General features: G+C 32.2%; 23 protein-coding genes and 1 pseudogene. 19 read left to right on the top strand and 5 right to left on the bottom strand.

The genetic code is table 11. From position 1 onward, the window contains the following. Window position 1: 1 nt before the first annotated feature. From CIT01_04145 to CIT01_04130, 4 genes and pseudogenes are all read left to right on the top strand, one after another. On the top strand, window positions 2-1,003 hold the full coding sequence (locus tag CIT01_04145; protein ID AXV37445.1) for an NADH-quinone oxidoreductase subunit M: 1,002 nt from the start codon (window positions 2-4) through the stop codon (window positions 1,001-1,003). Window positions 1,004-1,069: 66 nt separating this feature from the next. Then, entirely contained in the window at window positions 1,070-1,330 is a 261-nt protein-coding gene (locus CIT01_04140; protein ID AXV37444.1) for a hypothetical protein, read from the top strand. Window positions 1,331-1,419: 89 nt separating this feature from the next. Beyond that, window positions 1,420-1,883, top strand: a pseudogene (locus CIT01_04135) (pyridoxamine 5'-phosphate oxidase). An 89-nt stretch (window positions 1,884-1,972) separates the two neighbouring features. Further along, complete coding sequence (locus tag CIT01_04130) at window positions 1,973-2,626, top strand: hypothetical protein (protein ID AXV37443.1); 654 nt, start codon at window positions 1,973-1,975, stop codon at window positions 2,624-2,626. 6 nt (window positions 2,627-2,632) lie between these two features. Here CIT01_04130 and CIT01_04125 read toward each other — a convergent pair whose 3' ends face one another. From CIT01_04125 to CIT01_04110, 4 genes are all read right to left on the bottom strand, one after another. Then, window positions 2,633-2,905 carry a hypothetical protein gene (locus CIT01_04125; GenBank protein AXV37442.1) on the bottom strand — a complete coding sequence of 91 codons (273 nt, stop codon included), beginning with the start codon at window positions 2,903-2,905 and terminating at the stop codon, window positions 2,633-2,635. Window positions 2,906-3,126: 221 nt separating this feature from the next. Continuing rightward, window positions 3,127-3,972, bottom strand: a complete 846-nt coding sequence (cas4, locus tag CIT01_04120) for a CRISPR-associated protein Cas4 (GenBank protein ID AXV37441.1) — start codon at window positions 3,970-3,972, stop codon at window positions 3,127-3,129. Beyond that, on the bottom strand, window positions 3,965-5,260 hold the full coding sequence (locus CIT01_04115; GenBank protein ID AXV37440.1) for a homoserine dehydrogenase: 1,296 nt from the start codon (window positions 5,258-5,260) through the stop codon (window positions 3,965-3,967). The genes cas4 and CIT01_04115 overlap by 8 nt, the downstream gene beginning before the upstream one ends. A gap of 36 nt (window positions 5,261-5,296) precedes the next feature. Beyond that, a complete protein-coding gene (locus CIT01_04110) occupies window positions 5,297-6,313 on the bottom strand; it encodes a DNA polymerase subunit beta (protein AXV38717.1) in 1,017 nt (338 codons plus the stop codon). A gap of 32 nt (window positions 6,314-6,345) precedes the next feature. On the opposite strand from CIT01_04110, the gene CIT01_04105 reads away from it, so the two are divergent. From CIT01_04105 to CIT01_04045, 13 genes are all read left to right on the top strand, one after another. Then, window positions 6,346-6,726, top strand: coding sequence for a DNA-binding protein (locus CIT01_04105; protein ID AXV37439.1), 381 nt, complete (start codon window positions 6,346-6,348; stop codon window positions 6,724-6,726). A 104-nt stretch (window positions 6,727-6,830) separates the two neighbouring features. Further along, window positions 6,831-7,403: a hypothetical protein gene (locus CIT01_04100; GenBank protein ID AXV37438.1), complete on the top strand. Its 573-nt coding sequence runs from the start codon at window positions 6,831-6,833 to the stop codon at window positions 7,401-7,403. A 136-nt stretch (window positions 7,404-7,539) separates the two neighbouring features. Then, on the top strand, window positions 7,540-8,031 hold the full coding sequence (locus tag CIT01_04095) for a 6-carboxytetrahydropterin synthase QueD (protein ID AXV37437.1): 492 nt from the start codon (window positions 7,540-7,542) through the stop codon (window positions 8,029-8,031). Window positions 8,032-8,084: 53 nt separating this feature from the next. Further along, window positions 8,085-8,786, top strand: a complete 702-nt coding sequence (locus tag CIT01_04090; protein ID AXV37436.1) for a radical SAM protein — start codon at window positions 8,085-8,087, stop codon at window positions 8,784-8,786. Window positions 8,787-8,797: 11 nt separating this feature from the next. Continuing rightward, complete coding sequence (locus CIT01_04085) at window positions 8,798-9,358, top strand: inosine-5-monophosphate dehydrogenase (protein ID AXV37435.1); 561 nt, start codon at window positions 8,798-8,800, stop codon at window positions 9,356-9,358. A gap of 1 nt (window position 9,359) precedes the next feature. Further along, window positions 9,360-10,175 carry an inosine-5-monophosphate dehydrogenase gene (locus CIT01_04080; protein ID AXV37434.1) on the top strand — a complete coding sequence of 272 codons (816 nt, stop codon included), beginning with the start codon at window positions 9,360-9,362 and terminating at the stop codon, window positions 10,173-10,175. A gap of 170 nt (window positions 10,176-10,345) precedes the next feature. Then, entirely contained in the window at window positions 10,346-11,287 is a 942-nt protein-coding gene (locus CIT01_04075; GenBank protein AXV37433.1) for a CBS domain-containing protein, read from the top strand. A 16-nt stretch (window positions 11,288-11,303) separates the two neighbouring features. Further along, complete coding sequence (locus CIT01_04070; GenBank protein ID AXV37432.1) at window positions 11,304-12,143, top strand: inosine-5-monophosphate dehydrogenase; 840 nt, start codon at window positions 11,304-11,306, stop codon at window positions 12,141-12,143. 42 nt (window positions 12,144-12,185) lie between these two features. Further along, on the top strand, window positions 12,186-13,010 hold the full coding sequence (locus CIT01_04065; GenBank protein ID AXV37431.1) for an inosine-5-monophosphate dehydrogenase: 825 nt from the start codon (window positions 12,186-12,188) through the stop codon (window positions 13,008-13,010). Window positions 13,011-13,049: 39 nt separating this feature from the next. Continuing rightward, window positions 13,050-14,264, top strand: coding sequence for an RNA ligase (locus CIT01_04060; protein AXV37430.1), 1,215 nt, complete (start codon window positions 13,050-13,052; stop codon window positions 14,262-14,264). Between the two features lie 122 nt (window positions 14,265-14,386). Next, on the top strand, window positions 14,387-15,244 hold the full coding sequence (locus CIT01_04055; protein ID AXV37429.1) for a chorismate mutase: 858 nt from the start codon (window positions 14,387-14,389) through the stop codon (window positions 15,242-15,244). A 7-nt stretch (window positions 15,245-15,251) separates the two neighbouring features. Continuing rightward, window positions 15,252-15,884 (top strand): hypothetical protein, encoded by a 633-nt coding sequence (locus CIT01_04050; GenBank protein AXV37428.1) that lies wholly within the window; start codon window positions 15,252-15,254, stop codon window positions 15,882-15,884. Between the two features lie 64 nt (window positions 15,885-15,948). Next, window positions 15,949-16,488, top strand: a complete 540-nt coding sequence (locus CIT01_04045; protein AXV37427.1) for a hypothetical protein — start codon at window positions 15,949-15,951, stop codon at window positions 16,486-16,488. 150 nt (window positions 16,489-16,638) lie between these two features. Here the strand turns inward: CIT01_04045 and CIT01_04040 are convergent, their stop codons facing one another. Continuing rightward, a complete protein-coding gene (locus CIT01_04040) occupies window positions 16,639-17,184 on the bottom strand; it encodes a hypothetical protein (protein ID AXV37426.1) in 546 nt (181 codons plus the stop codon). Window positions 17,185-17,877: 693 nt separating this feature from the next. Between CIT01_04040 and CIT01_04035 the strand changes: the two genes are divergently transcribed. After that, window positions 17,878-19,374, top strand: a complete 1,497-nt coding sequence (locus tag CIT01_04035; GenBank protein AXV37425.1) for a hypothetical protein — start codon at window positions 17,878-17,880, stop codon at window positions 19,372-19,374. Beyond that, window positions 19,371-20,237, top strand: coding sequence for a hypothetical protein (locus tag CIT01_04030; GenBank protein AXV37424.1), 867 nt, complete (start codon window positions 19,371-19,373; stop codon window positions 20,235-20,237). The genes CIT01_04035 and CIT01_04030 overlap by 4 nt, the downstream gene beginning before the upstream one ends. Window positions 20,238-20,260: the final 23 nt, after the last annotated feature.

The following is a 20,260-nucleotide window of genomic DNA, read 5'->3' as shown; positions in this document are numbered from 1 at the left end:
GATGTCAGTTTCAACAACAATTTTAACTTCAACATTAGCAGTTATTGGAACCTTAATCGTTGCTTTTTTCGTTAGTTTATGGCTACCTGGTATTGAAAGAAAATTTGTGCATGCAAGAATACAACAGAGAGTAGGCCCTCCCCTATCCAGCCCGGGTTTCATGGCTCCAATCAAATTTTTCTTTAAGGAAGCCATAACTCCTAACTCTCCAATGCCTAGACTTTATAATGCACTCCCCATAATTAGTTTACTTTCAATATTCTTTATATTACTATTCATAATGCCTCAAATGTACTTTTTAGGTGCGTTAACCTCCATTATAGCCATAGTTGGGCTTTTAAAGATAGAAGAAGTAATTTATATGTTCATGGGAGTACTTTCCAGATCAATCTTATCCAAGAGAATGCCATTTCCGGACGTAGTAAAAGGAGCTAAACACCCGGATACAAACAGGTCATTCCTTGAAGAATTGAGTAGTTTGAGAGCTTTTAGATTGATTGCATTTGGATCATTTCCAATATACATAACACTCTTTATACCTGTGGCTATGGCTAAAAGTCTTTATCTAAGTGAAATTGTAGCTTATCAACAGATAAATGGCCCGGTACTATTTACACTTGCAGGTATTATAGGTACGATTGTTTACTTTATAGGATCCATGATACTACTAAATGAATATCCATTTGCTATCTTAAAAACAAAGGCGGATGTTATAGAAGGGCCTCTAATGGAATATGCAGCAAAATCCAGAGCTTACGTGTATATTACTAGAGGATTCCTAATATTTGTATTGGCCAGTCTTTATGTGACCTTGTTTTTAGGAATCCCTCCGAACATATTAAATCCGTTGTTTCTAATTACAATTGGTACAGCTGTATTATTCCCAATTTTAATGGCAATTCTCAGTGCATTCTCCCCTATATTCACATTCAAACAGTTTTATCCAGTGGTAGCCGGTACGTCAATACTTGGAATATTAGGCATTATTGCAGCGTTTATCTAAATTAAATATTAATCAACAGAGATATAATAAACTAAAAAGTTTAATAACCTTTAAAAGAGTGATTTTATGAAATTCGTGGTAAGGCCTATGCACATAATTAGTGTAGGCGGATACATTGTTGAAGTAACCTTTCCTTACAGAAACATAATTGTGGTAAATCCCACCAATGAGCCAATAAAGATTGAAATTCCTATATATTCTGAAGATTGGCTGGACGAACACAGGGAATTAGGTTTGGAAGTAATTCCAATTACTGAAGAAGAATCCTTTTTAAGCACATTCAAGAAAGCAAAAGCCAAACTTGAAAAATTGAAGATGGAAAGCTGATGAATACAATAGATCATCTAATAGATTAAAGTTTTTTCATAGCAAATTCTTTTTTCTAATTTTTTTAATTGTGCAGTGGTTTAATGAAGATGTGAAGAACTGATAAAGAAATAAAAGAAAAATCAGAAAATAACGTCCATATTGAATAAAGCAAAAATATGCAGGCTAGCTTTATCAGATAATAATAAACCCTATGTAATTCCGATGAATTTTGGATTTAGAGAAGATTATCTTTATCTTCACTCTGCACACGAAGGTAAAAAAAAATAGATATTTTACGAAAGAATAATAATGTTTGTTTTGAAGTTGACATGGAAACAGAATTAATGACTTTAGAAAAAGCATGTGGCTGTGGCATGAAATATCTAAGTGTAATTGGTTTGGCAGGGCTACTTTTATAGAAGATATTCAAGAAAAAAAGAAAATTTTTGATATAATAATAAGTAAATATTTAAATGAATCTTCATACGGCTATTCAGATTCGGCACTGGCTACTGTGGCTGTAATAAAAGTCAAAATCCATGCAATGACCGGAAAAAAATCAGGTTATTAATTCAAAATTTTATTTTTTATCCTTAAATATTAATACTGATTAAAGGACAAAAGATCTATCAATTTACAAATTTTATATCTGTGATTTAAATGAAAATTGCCATTACCATAAAATCCATAAATAAACCCGGTGTTTTAAGAGACATAACTGATATGATGGCAGATTGTGGTATCAACATCAGTTATACGCATCTATTCATAGAAAAAGATGAGTCTGCATCAATTCATCTGGAATTAGAAAATGTTGATGACATTGAAACATTAGTTAAGAATTTAAAAAGTTTTCCAGTGATTAACGATGTTGAGGTACATCCATCGCTGGATGAAATATATGGTAAAAGGATAATAATTATCGGCGGCGGAGCCCAGGTTGCAATGGTGGCTCAGGGAGCCATTACTGAGGCAGATAGACATAATATCCGGGGCGAACGAATAAGTATAGATACAATCCCATTGGTTGGAGAAAAAGAACTGGCGGAGGCAGTAGCTGCTGTAGGTAGAATTCCAAGAGTGGGGGCACTGGTTTTAGCAGGCTCTCTTATGGGGGGTAAGATTTCTGAAGAAGTAGATAAGGTGAAAAAAGAACACGATATGATAGTTATAAGTCTCAGCATGCCGGGCAGTGTAACGGAAAAGGCAGATTTAGTTATTACCGATCCTGTACAGGCAGGCGTTATCGCAGTAATGGCAATTGCCGATACAGCAATCTTTGATATAAAAAAAATTAAGAGAAAAAGATTTTAATAGAATTTAACTCATTTCTATTGCTCTGATCAATATACTTGCAGCGTTTTTTATTTCGGGATCTTTTATATCCCCACTTTCTCTAACTTTAAGTGCCAATTCAAGAACTTTTGGCACGTCGCTAGGTGACAGGTTTTCAGCCATTTCTAAATAGGTTTGGTCTTTTTCTTCCACATCCACCTTTTTTTCATCCATCATTTCTAAAAGTACTTTGCATGATCCCATTACACTTGGATCTTCCAGTCCTTCACATTTTTTCATTAGATCTTCCTTAGTCATTTTATCACCACAAATTCTGCAATAATCTATGTAAGTCTAATGATTAAAATTTTACTATTTGTCTATTTCAATTATAATTGTGGTTAAATAGATTTAATGACATTTTTTTAGAAATTTGAAAAAGGTAAAGTAATGATATACAAAAGTATCTCAGACTAATTATTTAGTATTAAAATTAAAAAGAGCTTGATTTTGCTGTTTAATCTCACTTAATTAAATATTCAAAAATTAATATCATGGAAGTATTCACAATAATCTGAATACTCGCATAACCTGCATTTATTCTTATTTAAATCAATTTCAGGAATATTTCCTTCAAACATTGTATACAGGTCTTCTATTGTTTTCAAAAGTTTTTGTCTCAATTTAGAGTTTAAAACAACTGGTCTTCGTTCATTTATTTTTAAATAATCTACGAAACCGACTAGAACTTCTGTATCAAATTCTTTTTCTATTAAAATTCCATATGCTGCTATTTGAAGTTCATCAGATTCCCAAACACCCTTTAAAGGTGGTTTACCAGATTTGATCTCTACAGGGTAATATATCCCATCACTCACTTCTATCTTATCAATAATACCCCTTAAACCAAGCTCCCGATCTTCTATTTTATATTCTATTATGGAAGATGGAAATAGTAGTGCACTGATCTGGGAGGCATCTTTTCCAGTTTCATCCATAAAACTTTTAATTTTCAATGCAATTATACATGATTCAGATTTAATCTGATTAATAATTTTTCTAAACATTTCTTCAATTTCTGTTTTTTCTAAAAATTCCAGGTCAGGATGATTTAAAAGGTTTCTCTCTAAAATTGAATGTAAATTATTAAATATTTTATTAAAAATTTCTTTAAATTCCATGTTTGCATTAATGGATCGCAAATCTCTTTTTACCAGTTCGTGAAATTCGTTTCTAATTTCATGGATAAGTCTTCCACTGATCATTAAAGGGTTTTTAGGCGTTTCTTCCACATTATATCTTAAATATAATTTCATAGGGCAGTAAACGTATTCTGAAATGGAAGAAACACGAATTATTTTTAACACCTCACCTTTTTTATTCATCAAGAACTCTAATAAATATAGTATCTCCTTTTACCACGTTTAAATCTTCTATTTTTTTTATGGCACTTGCTACATTCTTTTCTAGTGCTTCATGAGTCACCATGTAAATAGGCACTTCCTGGTTACTACTTTTCTGTTTCTGATTTACAGATTCAATACTTATATCAAAATCACTTAATATTCCAGATATGATATGTAAAACACCGGGTTTGTCCACAGTGGTTAATCTGATGTAATATTTTGATATAACTTTTTCAATATTCTTTAAACCTTTTACGGGGGTTATTTTTGGGCCATAATCAACATTTTTTTTCATATTACTAATTATTTCTAGACAATCCCCTATCACAGCACTTGCTGTAGGCATCATACCTGCGCCCGAACCATACATCATCACCGGCCCCACAGCATCACCCACAACATAAATTCCATTAAACGCATGGTTTACTGATGCTAGGAGGTGTTCTTTAGGTATTAATGTGGGATGAACCCTCACATCAAGTTTTCCATTTTTAATTTTGGCAATAGCCAAAAGTTTAATGATGCAACCCAATTCTTTACTAATAAACTCAATGTCGCCACTGGTAATCTTGCTTATACCTTCAACATGAAACTCTTCCTGTTTTACATAAACCCCAAAACCTAAAATGGTTAATATAATCAATTTTTGAGCAGTATCAAATCCATCCACATCAAATGTAGGATCTTGCTCTGCATAACCCTTTTCTTGAGCTTCTTTAAGGACATCCTCAAATTCTAACTTTTCTTCAGTCATTTTAGTTAATATGTAGTTTGCAGTTCCATTTATTATGCCATATATTGATTCAATATTATTTGCTGCCAGACTTTCATTTAAAGGCTGTAATATTGGAATTCCGCCCCCAACACTAGCTTCAAAACAAATTCTTACACTATTTTCTTGAGCAGTTTTTATAATTTCATCCCAATTTTTCGCCAGTAAAGCTTTGTTAGCAGTTACAACATGTTTTCCGTTTTTCATTGCAGTTATGATAAAATTTTTGGCGGGCTGGTAACCACCGATAAGCTCTATAACAATGTCTATTTCCGGATCTTCCAGTATATCATTTACATCAGTAGATAATATGTTTGGATCAATTTCTACACCACGGGGTGTTTCAATATCCAAATCAACTACTTTTTTAAGTTTTACATTTAATCCAGATTTGTTTTTTATTAAACCAATATTATGGTTGAATATAGCTACAACACCAGATCCTATCGTTCCAAAACCTATTAGTCCCACACCAATTGATGCATCACTATTCATCAATATCTCCTCGTAATACTTTTTATTATATAGTTATTATTTATATAGTTTTCGTAACTTTACATATTCATTAAGTGCTTCACGTGTAGTACCTACCACTACACGATAACTCTCATCATCCATTATGACCTTTTCCAACTTTCCACGGGCAACTATTTCTTCCCCTTCACGTGCTTGACCTGCATAAGTATGGGTAAATGATGCAATTTCCGTTATATCTACGTCAGGACCTTCTATGATTTCAACATTTTCCACTTTATAAACAGCTGGATTATCAAAGGCAGCCAGAGAATCAGTAACTATGCAACGGATTTCAGCAATCCCTGCAGGTTCATATTGTATTTCACCATATTTACCCTTAATTTCATCCCATTTACGAGCTGCCAGTATGTCAAATAGGGTTCCTTCAATGATTCCACGATTATTTTTCCGTTTTTCATACCACTTGAATTCATCCATACTTAAAGTGGAATCTTTAATTCTTTTTTCATAGAGTTTTTCCCAATAATCCTCCCCTATACTATTAAAAATTTTATTATCTTTTAATTCTTCAAAAACATTTAGGGCTTTGCGATGATTGTCCAATCCATATATCACAAAGTCAATGTCAGAATTTTGGGTATCATATAATCCCGGTAATATTGAACCTGAAATTCCCATGTCTTTATAAGAGATACCACCATACTCATGAAATGTATCTGCGATTTTAACCACTTTTTTTAAAAGTTCCACTTCAGTTCCACTTGCAATTATCTCTTTAAGACGGTTTTCTGGTCGAATTATCTCTTTAACATCCTCATGAGGTACGCCCATCATTAAAACTTTTGTATTTTCACAATCAAAAAGATAATCTGGAAATTCCTTTTTTAAGAATTCATAAGCCTGTTTAGAATCAACTTTACTGTATTTACCATCATTTTTGCTTCTATCCCCTTTTTCATCAGGAACGTATCTTAAAAAAGATAAAATTCTATCTTTTGGATGAAGATATGATGTGGTGGCAAAGAAGAGATCATCTTTAGTATATATGAAGTCGCGTGTTCTGGCTATCATAAATAAATGTAATGTGAGTAACATTATTAAATATGATAGCTTCCAGACTTAAGCCAGGTCAAGACCTGAAAAAAGGGATCGAAGATATAGTAAAAAATGAGAATTTAAAATCAGGAGTTATAATCTCAATAGTTGGAAGTTTGAATGTAGCTACTCTTAGAATGGCAGATGGTAAGAATAAATTGTTTAAAGGTCCTTTTGAGATAGTTTCTGCTGAGGGAACAATTACTATAAATGGTATTCATGTTCACCTATCCATAGCAGATAGTGAGGGTATGGTTTTCGGAGGCCACCTAAAACAGGGATGCGAAATTAACACCACAGCAGAAGTGTGTATTTTGGAATCACAAAAAGAATTTAAAAGAGTTTTTGACCCAAAAACTGGGTACAAAGAATTGTTTGTAGATAAATAAAATCAACTAATATCTGATATATATTTTATCAAAATCAATTTTTATAGTTTAAATTACAATTAAAAATAGTTGAAGTTTATCATATTGTTATTGTAGGTGATCACATGATCCATATTAATTTAGACCAGCCACTTTTGTACGACGGAAGTCAAATTGAGCCGTTATGGGCCTTTAAAATACACAAAATTAAGGAATCAAGCATAGTAACATGGACAGGTCCAATGAATATTGAAACTTCCAAGGTTTTAGACTATGAAGATGTTGGTTTGGAGATAAAAGCAAATGAAATGATTCACTTCATAATAGAACACTTTGACTGTCAACCACCAGATATGAGAATGGCTTATCATCGCCAAAGAATAATGGTTATGATAGTTAAAGAGGTTTTAGCGGAACACAACATTTTTTGTCAAAGGGAAGGGGATGATCTTTATGTTGATGGAAATAAACTCACTGTTTCCATTGCGACCTGTTCTAAAAGCAGTATTAAAATACATTTTGGCATAAATATGGTTAGTGAGGGAACACCTGACGATGTAAAAACCATTGGAATAATTGAATGTGATGATAACTTAAAAAGGGAAGATGTTGAAAAAATTGTCACAAAAATATGCACAAAGTATATTAGTGAAATATCGGCAATTGATAAAGATATAGCTAAGACAAGAGTTTTTTGATATTTTGAAAAATTTTATTAAAATTTATCTAATAATTTAAATATTTGGGCTATTAAAGAGCTCATTGAGGATATTAAGTGATTTTTAGAATTTATCTTATTTAACAAGTTATATATAGTATTAAGAAGGTTTTATAATGAAAATAGTTATTAACGGTATTCATGCAAATTTAAGATTTTCAGCTGCCCACATGATCCCTAAACATGAATTTTGTGGAGGTATTCATGGGCATTCCTATCATGTAGATGTAGTGGTAGAAGGAGAAAGATCAGGTGATTTTGGTTTTGTAGTTGATTTTAAAAAGGTTAAGGGAATTGTGAGGGATATCTGTTCAAAACTGGATCACAAGGTGTTAATTCCAGTAGAAAGTTCTGATATTGAATTTATATCAGAGGATATATCCAAAGAAAAATCTATTAAATTTAAAATAGCTGAAAAAGGATATGTGCTCCCTGCTGAAGACTGCTGTCTTTTACCACTTAAATCAACATCCGCAGAGGAATTAGCAGAATACTTCGCTGAAAAAGTGTTTGAATCACTTAACAATAAAAATGAAGAAATATTCAGTGTTCAAATCTGTGTTAACGAGGGAATAGGTCAGGGAGCCTATTACACTAAAAATAAATAATATAAAATGCATATTAAATATTGGACTAATTATTGAACTCTGGCGGTACTCTAATGAAAGCCCGTATAAATGAGATTTTCTCCAGTATTCAGGGTGAAGGGTTATTACTTGGCAGAAGACAAGTTTTTGTCCGATTCGCAGGATGTAACCTTGATTGCAATTATTGTGATACTCCACAAAGTAAGAATCCAACTGCTGGTGATGAATATTCTGTTGAAACGCTTTATAATGCTGTGAATAAATTGTTAACTCCTGATTTTCATTCTATTTCTTTTACCGGGGGAGAACCACTTTTACATGCAGATTTTTTAAGAAATTTTTTAGAAAAATATAATTTTAACTGTTTATTGGAAACTAACGGTTCTTTACCTGACGAATTAGCTAAAATAGCTAAATTAGTTGATTATGCCTCTGTTGATATAAAATTACCTGAACATTGTTCAGTGAATGATTGGGATACCCTTTTTAATAGAGAAATAAAATCCCTAAACATATTAATAGATGAGGGTGCAAATATTTATTGTAAATTAGTCATATTGCCCTCAACCAAAGCGGACACAGTGGAACTTATAGCCTCAAAGATCAACAGAGGAGTCTCGGATACTTCAAAGGTGCCTTTGGTTATCCAGCCCCTAAGTCCCTTGAATCAGTGGCAGAATAAAGAACATATGTTACTCAAGATATCTGAAAATGCAGCAGAATATATGGATGTTTTAGTCATTCCTCAAATTCATAAGATTCTGAAGGTTAGATAGGAGGTTTTTAAATGGAAATGGAAACGAAAGTAACCGTACACGACGCAATGACATCAAATGTAGTAACAATCGACCCCAAGATAAGCGTTGAAGAAGCAGCCCAAATAATGACCAAAATGGGTTTAGGGAGCCTAATTGTAAAAAGCAACGCCAAACCAGAAGGATTAATAACTGAAAGTGATATTCTAAGAAAAGTAGTTGCAAAAGATATTCTTGCCAGTGAAATAACAATCGGCGAAGTAATGACCAAAAACCTCATAAACATCGATCCAGGTACAGAATTGAATGAAGCAGCAAGACTCATGGCTAAAAACAGCATAAGACGGTTACCTGTTGTTAAAAATGATAAATTAGTTGGAATTTTAACATCAACGGATGTTATGTCTGTTTCACCGGAATTAACTGAAATATTGGTGATAAACGCAAGATTAGAAAATACTACAGACTATTCTTCATCAGAAAGGCCAGTTCCCGGTGTTTGTGAAATATGTGGTAATTTCATGGAATACCTCGAACAAGTTGATGGAAAATATGTGTGTGAGGAATGCAAAGAGGATCTGGAGGAGGAATAACATGGCTGAGGTAAGAGATGTAATGACATCTGATCCAGTCACAGTCTCCCTAGATACCTATGCAACCACAGTAAGATCTGTACTTAGGAATAATGGTTTCAGGTGTCTTCCAGTAGTTTCAAAAAATCATTTAGAGGGAATGATCACTAGAGGAGATATTTTAAACATTTCCTCCAATAAATCTAATATTGAAGCACGGGGGATTATGGAACATCCTAAAGTTATTGCCACCCCCGACATGGATTTGAAAGAAATTTCTAAGAAACTAGTAACAGCTAATGAAATACAGGCACCTGTGGTAATGTCTTCAGATAATATGACTCTGATAGGTATAGTAAGTGTAATAGATTTATTGCAAGGCTTTTTGGAGAATTCTGCAAAATTCGATAATAAAACCGTTGGTGAATTTGCAACTTCTGATGTGATAACCTGTAATCATGATGATTCTATCTCTTTTGTATGGAATAAAATGGATGATACTGGTTTTTCTGGACTTCCAGTAATTAAAAATAAAAAAATGATAGGAATTATCACCAGAAAAGACATCATTAATTCTGGCCATGTCAGAATCATTAAAGAATCTGATGAAATAAAAAGATCCATTAAAGTTGAAAAGGTCATGAAAACTCCACCAATCGTTGCCGTTCCTCATATGAAGATTCATGAAGCAGCTGATTTATTGGTCAAATGTGATATAGGGAGATTACCTGTAGTTGAAAATCCTATATACATTAAAAAAATGGCAAATAGAGCGCGAGAATCTAAATTGATTGGAATTATTGCAAGAGAAGACATTTTAGAGTCGTATCTAAATTGATTCTCCGAAAAACCAAGCTATTGGATTTATTATTTGATTTAATTATTGTATATCTTCTAAAATTAAAATAAATTGTAGATAATTCTTTCATATTAAATCATGATTCAATAAAATATATTTTAGTATTAAAAACGTGCTTAAATGGATATTCTATCTAAAGAGGTGTACCAATGAGAAGAAAAGATACCATAAATATAGTGAAATCTATGGATAGAGGCCCTATCGAATTTGAATCCCATGCTTCAGAGCATGAAGGGGATGTGATGAGTTTAGCTAAAAAAGATGTAGTCACGATACCCCAAACCACCACAATAAAGGAAGCAGCAGAAATAATGGTGAAAAATAAATTTAGAAGACTTCCTATAACAGATCCTGGAACTGGTAAAATTCTGGGAATTGTTACTTCCATGGATATTCTCGATTTCTTAGGTGGTGGTGAAAAGTATAAGATTTTACATGAAAAATATGAAGATAACTTTTTAGCAGCAGTAAATGAATCTGTTAAAAAAATCATGACTCGTGACATAGAGGTCTTAAGCAATAAAGCTTCATTGAATGATGCAGTCAAAAAAATACACGAAAAAGGCGTAGGAGCACTCCCCGTAGTAGACTCTGAGCAAAAAATTGTGGGTATAGTATCAGAGAGAGATTTTGCCATACTTTTCTCAGGAGTGCTTACTGAAGAGTTGGTAGAGGATTTCATGACCAAAAATGTCATAAGCACCACACCAGGGACTCCTATAGAAGGCGCATCTAAAATAATGGTTAGAAACAGGTTAAGAAGAATACCTGTTGTTGGAGAAGAAAGAAAAACTCCACATCCTGAAAATGAGAAAATTGTGGGTATAATTACATCAACTGATATTTTAGAGTTTTTAGGGGCCAGCAAGGCCTTTGACACCATGGTTTCTAATAATGCAGAGGATATTTTAAACTCTAAAATAACTGAAATTATGGAACAAGAAGTTATTACCACCACACCATTAACTAGACTTGGTGACGTCTGCGAGATTATGGAGAAAGAAGGTATCGGAGGCTTACCAGTAGTTAAAAATGGTGAAGTTGTAGGTATGATAACTGAAAGTGATATATTAAAAGTTATTAACAGTTAATTTCAGGTGATTGGCAATGAATGTTAAAGATATAATGAGTGATGAAGTGGTTGTTATTCAAGATACTGATCAAGTAGCATACGCTCGAAACTTAATGCTCAAACATGGTTTCAGCAGAATAGTTGTGATTGATTCAAAAGGAGTTCCAGTAGGTATTGTTACGGAAAAGGATATTGCTCGAAAACTAAGAGGTAATGGGGCAGCATGGAGAAAAAGACCTCTGGATAAAATATCAATTCGAAGAGTAATGCACAATGACTTAATAACTATAAGCTCTGATACTAAAGTCAAAGAATCTGTGGAAATAATGCTAAAAAATGATATCAGTTCCATTCCGGTTATTGATGGGGAAGAGCTAGTGGGAATAATAACTAAAACTGATCTAATGAACTTTTACCAGAACAAATTTAAATCCAAGTGGAAAGTTTCAGATTTAATGTCTTCTGAAGTTATAACCGTGAATGAAAATCACGCCATAACCCATGTTATAAGTATTATGGAGGATAATAACATCGGAAGAATTGTGGTTATGAGGGACAGTGAACCTGTTGGAATAATCACATCTGAAAATATATCTTTTGCAAATATCGATGATCCTGAAACTGGTGTAAGTGTTGAAAAAGTTTATTTCATCCGTCAGGCAGATGGGAAAGATAAAAAAAACTTTAGAATGGTTTCAATGCTTACCGCAGGGGATATAATGACCAATGATATTCTTAGGATGTCTAAAGACGCTGATGCATCATTAGCTGCTGAGATGATGATTGAAAAAGATATAAGTGGGATTCCTGTTGTTGAAGATGGCGAATTAGTTGGAATAATTACTAAAACTGATATAATTGAAGGAATACAGTAAATATCTTTATATATTATGACTTAAACAGTTGTGAGGAATTTGATGTATATTAAAAATATAATGACACCAGAAGTAGTCCTAGTTGATAAAGATCAAAACATATGTGATGCTTTAAAATTAATGAAAAAAAATAAAATATCAAGACTTATCGTAGTAAATACTAACGAAGAACACGTTAAAGAACTTGTTGGGGTAATTACTGAAAAAGACATCGCTTTAAAGTTGGGTTCATCTAAATATGGTAATCTTGCACCTTCTCATTTCCATGTTTCAACAGTAATGCATACAGAATTGGTTAATGCTGAAAGTGACCAAAATGTAGGCACTGTAGCTAAAAAAATGTTGGACAATCGTGTAGGGGGATTACCTGTCCTAGATAAAGATCAAATAGAGGGAGTAGTAACTAAAACGGATTTCATAGGTATTTGTATGGGAAAACCGTATCAGAACACCCTGGTTAAAGACATAATGTCCCAGGACTTAATCACCATAGCACCTCATGATCGTATCGTGCATGCCCGCAGACTTATTCTAGATGAAGATTTAGGAAGACTTCCGGTGATGGAGGATGGTGAACTTGTAGGGATGATAACTGCTAAAGACATTGCTAAATCAATGATATCTTTTAGAAAAGTCGTTCCAGATAAATATAAGGCTGCAAGGATCAGAAACTTACTAGTGGAAGATGTAATGACTCAAAATGTTGAAACCATTAATGAAAATCTTAATGTAGAGGAAACTGCTAAAACAATGGTTGAGGAAGGGTTCAGTGGCATGCCGGTGGTTGATGATGATGGCCAATTAGTAGGCATTATCACTAAAACTGATTTAGTGAAATTTATTGCTGAGGTGGAGGGGGTTCGCTGAATTTTTCCTATAATAACTTGTCCTAAATGCAAATCCCCAATGGAGATTGATTGGAGAAGAAATAATTCTCTTACTTCTTTTTTTTATAAATGTGATACTTGTGAATTGGATTCAGAAGTATCAATAGAAGATTTTATAGACAAAGAATTGCAAAAAATTCTTAAAGTAAAGGCAGAAAAGTTAAATAACGCACTTATCCATGGTAATATTAAGTTTTATGAATCGCGTGGATTTCCTGCACTTCAATTTCGAAAGGACGTAGGAACTGTAGAATCTGGTACAGTTGTTTATTTTGGAGAGAAAATTGAAGTTGTAAGGGGATTTCCCAAGATAAGAAGAACTTTGATCTTATCTCCTGCAGTGGAAAATCATTTTAATAATAAAATAGCTGTTGAAGAGAAAATGAACGGTTATAATGTACGTATTGCATCTATAGATCATCAAATATTTGCTTTTACAAGGGGAGGCTATGTATGTCCCTTCACTACAAAAAAAACCCAGGAATTAATGGATTTAGATCCCTTTTTCGAGGATAATCCTAATCTGGTTATATGTGGTGAAATGATAGGAACTGAAAATCCATATGTTTCCCACTACTACCCTGAGATTGGGGAACTAGGTTTTAGAATATTCGATGTTCGTGAGAAAATATCCAATCAGCCCCTCACTATTCACGAAAAATTTGAATTAATAGAAAGATATAATCTTCCCCCAGTCAGACTTTTTGGATTTTATGATGTGGATAAAGCAGCTATGGAAGTTAAAAGAATAATAAAAAAGCTTGGAGAAGAAGGAAGAGAAGGATTAGTAATAAAGGATGTAAAAATGGAAGAAATGCCTCTTAAATATACTGCTTCCCAAGCACATGACCGAGAAATTAGATATGCTTTTAAATATCCCTTTGATTTTGGAAGGGCATTTTTCTTTTCCAGAGTGATAAGAGAAGGCTTTCAGGCGTTTGAAATGAACGAATCTCATGAAGAACTTAAAGAAAGGGCTCAAAGACTTGGAGAATCCATATTGATGCCAATGGTTCAAATTATAAGTCATGTTTCCCAGGATAACCCTGCAGCAGAAGATTTAGTTATTGGCGTAGACTCTAAGGATGAAGCAGAGGAATTTGTAAGATTTCTCCATGATTTGGGAGTAAATGCTACTTTAATCAAATTTAAAGATGGAAAAGCAGTTATTAGACGGATACATCAAGCAACTACTGATAAAATTACAAATTATTTGAAGGGCGGTTTATACTGATGCAATTTATTGGATCATTTTGTATAACCTATGAAAAATTAGAAGAAGTTAATTACCATTATTTTAATAATTAAATAACTATAATCAATTTTATTAAAAATTATTTTGTTGAGAGTTTTAATATGCCTGTTAATTCCAGCAAGTCTCCCACCCAAGAATTAAAAATTCAAACACGTGAAAATCAAAAAATAGGATTTTTTGGTCCTTTTGGTACGTTTACCGAGGAAGCAGCTTCTAAACTTGAAGGAGAGCTAGTAGAATATGAGTCTATTTTAGAGGTATTGGATGCAGTGAAAAAAAAAGAGGTAAATTGGGGTGTAGTTCCAATAGAAAACTCCATTGAGGGACCTGTAGGTGTAACACTAGATCTTTTAGCGCATGATTATGATTTAAAAATTAATAATGAGATCATAATTCCAATAAGTCATAATTTACTGGTTAATAAAGGTACGACTTTAGATGAGATTGAGGTAGTTTATTCGCATGTACAAGCTCTTTCACAGTGCCGTAAATTTTTGGAAAAACATGGTTATAATACTCATGACACTTCAAGCACAGCTGCTGCAGCAAAATTGATTGTGAATAAGAAAAATACTGCTGCAATTGGAACAAAAAGGGCTGCGGAAATTTACGGCTTGGAAGTATTAAAAAAGAATATTCAAGATCATGAAAGTAATGTCACTCGTTTCATAGTGCTGGGCCACCATGATCATCCAAAAACTGGAAACGATAAAACTTCAATTGTATTTTCATTAACGGAAAATAAACCCGGAGGTCTTTATGAGGTGCTCGGGGTTTTTGCAATTAAAAAAGTGAATTTAACCAAGATTGAGTCTAGACCTTCCAAGGAAAAGTTAGGAAGCTATATCTTTTTCGTGGATTTTGAGGGTCACCGGGAAGACCCAGATATTGGGAATATTTTAAATATTATCAGATCCAAAACACCATACATAAAGATGCTAGGATCATATCCTATTTAAGGGGATGATGAAGATAACTCTTGATAAAGATAAAATTAATAAAAGCTTGAATGAGCTTGAAAGAGATTTTGCAGAGGGTAAAATCTCAAAAAAAGACTATAATAAATTTAAAAATGAATATAATTCACAGTTAGAAACGTTTGAAGCTGCAGACAGGATTAAAAGACTTCAGGGGAGAGGTTCAGTTGAAAAACCCCTTGATCACTGGACCAATAAAAAGAAGGAAGCAGATGATGTTCGAGAAAAGGATGAACTGGTTAAAAAGTATGTAACTCCTGCAGGCTATAGAAAAACTAAACAAGCCCCAAGCAGTGGGAAATCAAATTTACCCATAATGGTTATTGCATTTCTGGCAGTAGCATTTATTGTTGGAATAGGGTTGGGTTCCTATTTTTTGAGCAGTCCCAGTGATTCATCTCAGATTTCTGTGGCAGTGAATGAAAGTGCATTTCCAGATTTTAACAACAGTACCAACATGACAAATCAGACCAAAGTTACAACAAAACAGACTACAAATAATCAGGATAATAACGATACAGTAGAAGAACCTGATGATACAACGAAAACAGATGATGATAAAAAAACAGATGATACAACGAAAACAGATGACTCTAATCCAGAAACAAAAAATTTAACGTAATTTATTCCTTTTCTTAATTTTTTAAAAGTTTATCAGATTAGTTTAAACTATAGAGGATGATATTTTGAAAAGATACATAATTGCAATTGCTCTTTTGTCATTAGTTATATTTGTATCCGGTTGTATTGGGGATTCTAATCAAACGAATGAGACTAAAACATATTCTCAAAATAATATTTCTTTTGATTATCCTGCTTCTTGGAGTATTGCAACTAACCGAGCACCAAATGCCACTGTGTCTGTTGCGGACCCAAGGACTGAGGATTCACAAACAGGATATGCCAGTACAGTTTTTACCATACAAAAAATAGCAATACCCAGTGGTTCAAACTTGAATAGTGTCTATAATGAGAACTATGCAGTAATGTTTAACAACACAAGTTATCAGAGAATTTTTGAGGGAAACACCACCGTAAACGGTGAAACATTATATGAAAATAAATATTATGTCAATGAAAATGGCGTTCAAAAAGAACAGAGGGCCTTATGGTTACAAAGAGATGATAACATATATGTTATTTTAATGAGTGCTTTGACTTCAGATTACGAAAAAGAAAAACCCAACTTTGACTTGATTTTGAATAGTTTAAGGATTCAGGGTTAAATATTTATTTTTTTATAAATTTTTAATAGATTACTTAAATCCTGAATTTTAAGAGTTTAAATGAATAATGTGTCTTAGAAAATTAGGAAATCCTTTAATTGAAAATAAAAAAGATAAAAAAATATTAAAATTTATTTTAAATATTAAAATTTATTTTATGGTGAAACTGTTAACCACAGCATCGAAATTCGCAGATTCACTAGCAAATTCACTGGCTTTAGCAGTAAATGTTAGGAAGTAGGCAACATCGTTCTTGAACAGTATTACTTGTCTTTGTTGTATCGCTTCGCCGTTAGAAGTACTTTGGAATACTATTTCAATTCCTTTAACTCCGTTTATTGTCACGGTATTTGAAGAAACCTTTTCAAATCCTTCAAACTGTGAGCCGTATTGACTTTCTAGTTGTGTTAGGAAGGTTGTGAGTTCTTCGTCAGTGGGTTGGGTCGTTGATAAGGTACTGACAATTAAATTGGTACCGGTACTTTCATCTCTAAAACCTACAGCGTCTCCAGTTATATTTGCAGACATCTTCTGCCAGTTTTCAGGATATTCAAAGGAGTATCCTGCAGTATCATTAGTATACGTTTTGGTTGCTATATCAGATGTCTGATTTGTGGTCTGATTTCCGCTATCTACACAGCCTGATGCCAGAACAACGGCTGATAAAAGGGCTATCAAAATAAGATACTTTTTCATTTTTTACCTCCAAATCTTAATTGTAATTATATTATGCAATACAATTTAAAAAACTTTTCAATTTAATTTTATAAATTAATTAAATGTAATATTAAATGAAAGAATATTTTTTTAAGAGTGTATTACAAAAAAAAATTTGGTAGCAGCGCTTCCCATTATAAAAATGAATAGTACAATTTTAATATTAATAAAAGGTACCAAAATTCAGTAATTATTTTTTATATAGTGATATTTCAAATTTTAGTGGATTTAATTTTTCCTATTTATACCATAAAATATTACTTTATTAACAACTGTTTTTAAGTCATTCCCAACTCATTTTTTCTATGAATTTACTGTTAATAATACTAATTTTCATGAAAATGTATTTCTTTTTTTTCACATATAAATGTACTTTATAATGATAGTAATAATAATTTTTTCCTAAAAATCTAAAATTAATGTTAATTTATATTAAATAGTACAAATCAATATTTCCAAATAAGAAGTATAAACACTATTAATGGAAAAAATCGTTTAAATATCTATTTTAGTAAATTATTATTAATACCTTTATAAAATATTAAAATATTACTAATTATACTTAATGCTATTAATAAATTTACTGATTATGATTAATATAGTAATACATTTAAATAATAAAACGAAGTCAATATACAACTAAAAAAATTCATAATTCAGGTGTGAGTATTAATGAAGATTCTGTTAATACACCCCAATTTTCATTGCGGCGGGGCAGAATTAGCAATTGGCACTATGACTCCATTAGGACTTCTCTATTTAGGTGGAATATTGATTGATAACGGCCATGTTGTGAAACTCCTTGATGCAGCTAAACTAAATATGGGCACAGGGCATTTAAGAGAAAATATTGAAATTTTTAAGCCTGACGTGGTTTGTGTTGGTTCGAGTGCCTCGATAGTTACTTCAAAAAAAAGTTTAGAAGTGATTAAAATTGTTAAAGAAATTGACACAAAAATTAAAACAATTTATGGAGGTTCCTACCCCACATTTCAATTTGATAAAATAATGAAAAATTATTCTCAAGTTGACTTCATCATCCAAGGTGAAGGAGAATTAACAATTGAAGAACTAGTCAATGCATTAGAAAATCAAAAACCGTTAGATAGAATTAATGGTTTAATTTGGAGAAAAAATGGGGGATCTTATCTTGTCAATGATCTTAGAAAACCAATTGAAGATTTGGATTCCGTACGGCCTGCTTGGGAGCTTATTGACTGGGAATTATATAGAAATGGGACAACAAAAGAAATAACTGCTGTAGTTCAATTTTCGAGAGGATGTCCATCATCATGTGATTTTTGTGGTCAATGGGGCTTTTGGAGAAAATACAAGGTTAGAGATTCAATAAAGTTTGTAAATGAATTAGAATATTTAAATAAAAAATATAATGTAACATATTTCTTTTTTGCTGATGAAAATCCGGGAGTAAGTCCAACTAGATGGTTAAATGTCTTGAACGAGATTATACGCCGGAATTTAGATATACACATTATTTTAAACCTCAAGGTGACTGATGTTATTCGAGACGCTAATTATCTGAGTTTATACAAAAAAGCAGGCATAGTGCATGTAGATCTAGGAGTTGAAGGTGTAGAACAAGAGTATCTGGATCAAATTAACAAAAGGACTACAGTTACTGAAAACAGAAAAGCGATTAAATTATTACGAAAAAATGGAATTGCTACTTCGGCAAATCTATTTTTTGGAGATCGAAATGAAACTAAGGAAAGATTAAAAAGAAAATTCAGAATAATTCGTGACTGGGATCCAGATTTTGTTATAACTTATATACCAATACCTATTCCTTGGACAAGGTTACACAAAGATACAAAAAAAGAGTGGATAAGAACATTTGATTGTGAAAAATGGGATTATGTAACTCCAATAATAATTCCAGAAAACTATGACAGTAATGAGATGATAAACGATATAATTAAAGAATCTTTTAAATTTGTTTTTCATCCAATGAAAATTTTATCAATCGTATTAGGTAAGGACAGGTACAAAAGAAAGTTTACATTGGCTTATATATATGATGGTTTGCTGCACTTTATTTTTTATAAATATGCTAGTTCTCGATATTTAGTGAAATTGTTGCATGATAAGTTTCATGGAAAGAACAAACAACCGCTATTCCCACTTTTTGGCAGGGAGTTGGTTGAATGAGATTGGAACATAAATTAAGTAGTTATAAATACTATATTGGGGTGACTAGACCTTCAAATTCAGTTTTTTTAATGTTTATTACATTATTTACGCCTTTTATCATTGGTGCAACACTTAATACTTTAGAAACTATTAAACTGTTTTTAGCTGCATTGTCTTTTGGACTAATTTCTGCTGGTGCTTACGCTTTAAATGATTATTATGATATTGAAATAGATAAAATTAATAAACCTACTAAAGTAATTCCTAACAAAGTTGTACCTGCTAATAAAGTAAAATCACTGGGAATTTTTCTATCGATTGCGGGAGTTTTAATTTCTTCGTTGACAAGTATTCTGGTTATATTTGTCTTAAGTGTTTATTTGTTGATTTTATTTTTTTATAATAAAAAATATAAAAAAACGCTGTTAAAAAATGTAATTATAGGATTTGCTTGTAGTACTAGTGTTATTGTTGGTGTTGTTATTTCAGGGGCACTTAATTATGTTTCAATACTTTTGATGATTTTTATTGTTATAACAACAATATCTAGAGAAATATATAAAGATATTGAGGATATTAAAGGGGATAAAAATTCGGGAGTTTTTACAATCCCCTTAATTAAAAGTTCAGAATTTGCTTTTCTGATTTCATCATTACTCTTAACTATTGTCGTTTTTTCGAGTCCAATTTTTTATTTCTTAGGTTTCATGGAATTGAATTATATTATAATAGTTTTATTTGTGAATTTACTATTTTTGTATTGTATACTAAATCCGATTCTTAATTCAAGGGATCGCAATATAGATGCTTCAAAACTTCAAAAGGTATGTAAACTTGCAATGGTGGTGGCATTTGTAGGATTAATTTTAGGAAGAATTTGACGAGGTCAGTATATGATTTTTAT

The sequence above is a fragment of the Methanobacterium sp. BRmetb2 genome (assembly GCA_003491285.1).
Taxonomy (GTDB): domain Archaea; phylum Methanobacteriota; class Methanobacteria; order Methanobacteriales; family Methanobacteriaceae; genus UBA117.
The sequence above is the reverse complement of the archived record's forward strand: the minus strand, read 5'-3'. Positions and strand labels throughout refer to the sequence as shown.